Source organism: Thermohalobaculum xanthum (assembly GCF_016623495.1).
Taxonomy (GTDB): domain Bacteria; phylum Pseudomonadota; class Alphaproteobacteria; order Rhodobacterales; family Rhodobacteraceae; genus Thermohalobaculum; species Thermohalobaculum xanthum.
Genome location: NZ_JAEHHL010000023.1, coordinates 1 through 2,443 on the forward strand (window position 1 = coordinate 1; position 2,443 = coordinate 2,443).

The following is a 2,443-nucleotide window of genomic DNA, read 5'->3' on the forward strand; positions in this document are numbered from 1 at the left end:
GCCAGTATTGCGAGCATCGCCTCGGACAATGCATTGCGCCGCCTGGCGTCGTTCAGGGTCAGGCGCAGAATGCCGTCGTCATTCAGATCGCGCAGCAGCATGTCGTTCGCGTTCGTTTGCACGGGTCTACTTCCTTGCCACTGCCTAAAGGATGTTGACTTCGACGCTGTCGGCGAGCGTGTTGGCTATGAAGCAATAGCGATGGGCGCGGTGCTGCATCTTTTCGAGTTCGGCCTCGTCGACCGAAAAGTCCGCGTCGAAACGCACAACGGGATGCAGATCCACCCGCGTGACCGACATCTGCCCCTTGGCATTCTTGCCGAGATGGGCAACGGCATAATCGTGGTAGCTTGCCACCGGCCATTTGGCTTTGGCGGCAAGCGCGAGGAAGGTCATCATGTGGCAGCTGGACAGCGCCGATGCGAGGGCCTGCTCGGGGTTGGTGTTGCCGGGATCACCGCCCCAATCCGGGGCGGCGTCCACCTGCAGGTCATTGCTGCCGTTGAACTGCACGGTGTGTGCGTTCGAGTATTTGCCCGGACTCAGTTCAGGCTCCGAGCGGTGCCAGTGCAGCTCGATGGAAAGGCCGGTCATGTCCTGAGGTCCCTTTCTTGGCCCTGGCGTTCACGCGGCGGCGAGCGTCTTCTTGGGGTCGTAGAACGGGCGCTCCACGATCGTCGCGCGGGTCGGACCGGCAGCGGTGACAACCTCGACCTCGGTGTCGATCTCCGCGAAATCCGCAGAGACCATCGCCAGCGCGATGTTCTGCTCGAGCCTGGGCGAGTAGACGGCAGAGGTGACCTTGCCGATCGTGGCGCCGTCCTTGTTGATGGGCCAGAACGTGGTGTTGGGCCCTTTCAGGGGGGAGCCGTCGATCACCAGACCCACCTGCTTGCGGCTCACGCCCTCTTCCTTGATGCGCCGCAGCGCGGCCTTGCCGATGAAGTCGGCTTCGATGTCGAGGTTCACGAGCCGGTCGAGCCCCAGCTCGAACGGGTTCGTGTTGATGTCCGCGTCGGCGTGATAGGACAGCATGCCGCCCTCGATGCGACGGATCGACGAGGTGTGGCCGGGCTTCAGGCCGAAAGGCTGCCCCGCCGCCATGATCCTTTCCCACAGCTCGTCGCCGCGCGACCCGTCCCGCAGGTAAAGCTCGTAGCCGAGTTCGCTGGACCAGCCGGTGCGCGACACGATCAGCGGAATGCCGTCGAGTTCAACCTCGCGCAGCCAGTAGTAGCGCAGGTCCATGATGCTCTCGCCGAAGAGCGCCTTCATCACCTCGCCGGATTTCGGGCCCTGCAGCTGCAGCGGCGAGACATCCGGCTCGCGGATCGTGACGTCCATGCCCGAGTGCACGGCGACGCCTTGCGCCCAGAGCAGGATGTCGCTGTCGGCGAGCGAGATCCAGAAATGGTTCTCCGCGAGGCGCAGCAGGATCGGGTCGTTCAGGATGCCGCCCTCGGCATTGGTGATCAGCACGTATTTGCACTGCCCCACCGCCAGCTTGGAGAGATCGCGCGGGGTCAGCGTCTGCACGAACTTCGCGGCATCCGGACCAGTGATCTCGACCTGGCGCTCGACCGCGACATCGCACAGGATCGCGTCGTTGATCAGGTTCCAGAAGTTCTGCTCGGGATCGCCGAAGTCACGCGGGATGTACATGTGGTTGTAGACCGAGAAGCCCTTCGCGCCCCAGCGGACCGTCGCGTCGAAATAGGGGGACTTCCGGATCTGCGTTCCGAAACCGAAATCGTCTGCCTTTGCCATCGTGATTACCTCTGCTGGCAGGTCTCCCAGAGACCACCCGTTCTCGTCGAGTTCGGGAGAGTTCTAATGGCAGTAGGCCCGCGTCAGCGGACTGAAGATCGAGGCAAGGAAGACCGTCCGGACCGAAATTTCCACCGGGCCTGGGCCATTCGGACTAATTGGTAGCACTGCCTGACTGACGCGTCAGTTGTCCGGGTCGACCACCAATCGGGCAAGGTTCGGCCGAGCAGACTTGACCTCTCTGGTCGTGATGTAGGTCATGTAGCGGTCGATCCCCAGCTCTGCTGTCAGCATCTCGTCCATCAGGCGTTGAAAGGCGGGAAGGTTGGGCGTCACGACCGTCATGACGTAGTCCATCCCGCCGCCTGTCGCGACGCAATCGACGACCTCGTCGAGTCGATGGATATAACCCTCGAAGCGATCAAAGTCCGCCTTGCGATGGCTCTTCAGCGAAACGGTGACGATCACCTTGGAGACGGCGACAATTTTTTCGAGCGCGAGATCCGCGTGATACCCACGTATGAGGCCTGCCTTCTTCAGCCGCGCCAAGCGGGCCCAGCAAGGAGTGGGCGAGAGTACAACCAGCTCGGCCAGTTTGGACTTGCTGAGCTGCCCATGCTTCTGGAGCGCGGAAAGGATGCGAATGTCCGTGGTGTCCAGAGCGGTCTTTTTCATT

3 protein-coding genes are annotated in these 2,443 nt (G+C 62.2%); all 3 read right to left on the reverse strand.

The window, feature by feature from the left end:
• Positions 1-144 precede the first annotated feature (144 nt).
• The 3 genes from H0I76_RS19245 to H0I76_RS19255 all read right to left on the reverse strand — a co-directional run bounded on the left by H0I76_RS19245 (position 145) and on the right by H0I76_RS19255 (position 2,442).
• On the reverse strand, positions 145-594 hold the full coding sequence (locus H0I76_RS19245) for an OsmC family protein (RefSeq protein WP_200613808.1): 450 nt from the start codon (positions 592-594) through the stop codon (positions 145-147).
• A 30-nt stretch (positions 595-624) separates the two neighbouring features.
• Positions 625-1,767 (reverse strand): glycine cleavage T C-terminal barrel domain-containing protein, encoded by a 1,143-nt coding sequence (locus H0I76_RS19250; RefSeq protein ID WP_200613811.1) that lies wholly within the window; start codon positions 1,765-1,767, stop codon positions 625-627.
• A 183-nt stretch (positions 1,768-1,950) separates the two neighbouring features.
• The gene (locus tag H0I76_RS19255) at positions 1,951-2,442 is read right to left on the reverse strand and encodes an Lrp/AsnC family transcriptional regulator (RefSeq protein WP_200613813.1); all 492 of its coding nucleotides are present in this window, start codon (positions 2,440-2,442) and stop codon (positions 1,951-1,953) included.
• Between the last annotated feature and the right edge of the window lies 1 nt (position 2,443).

What these genes read in the sequence shown, in the direction of transcription:
- H0I76_RS19255 (WP_200613813.1), bottom strand. Translation starts at nt 2,442, where the DNA reads ATGAAAAAGACCGCTCTGGACACCACGGACATTCGCATCCTTTCCGCG.
- H0I76_RS19250 (WP_200613811.1), bottom strand. Translation starts at nt 1,767, where the DNA reads ATGGCAAAGGCAGACGATTTCGGTTTCGGAACGCAGATCCGGAAGTCC.
- H0I76_RS19245 (WP_200613808.1), bottom strand. Translation starts at nt 594, where the DNA reads ATGACCGGCCTTTCCATCGAGCTGCACTGGCACCGCTCGGAGCCTGAA.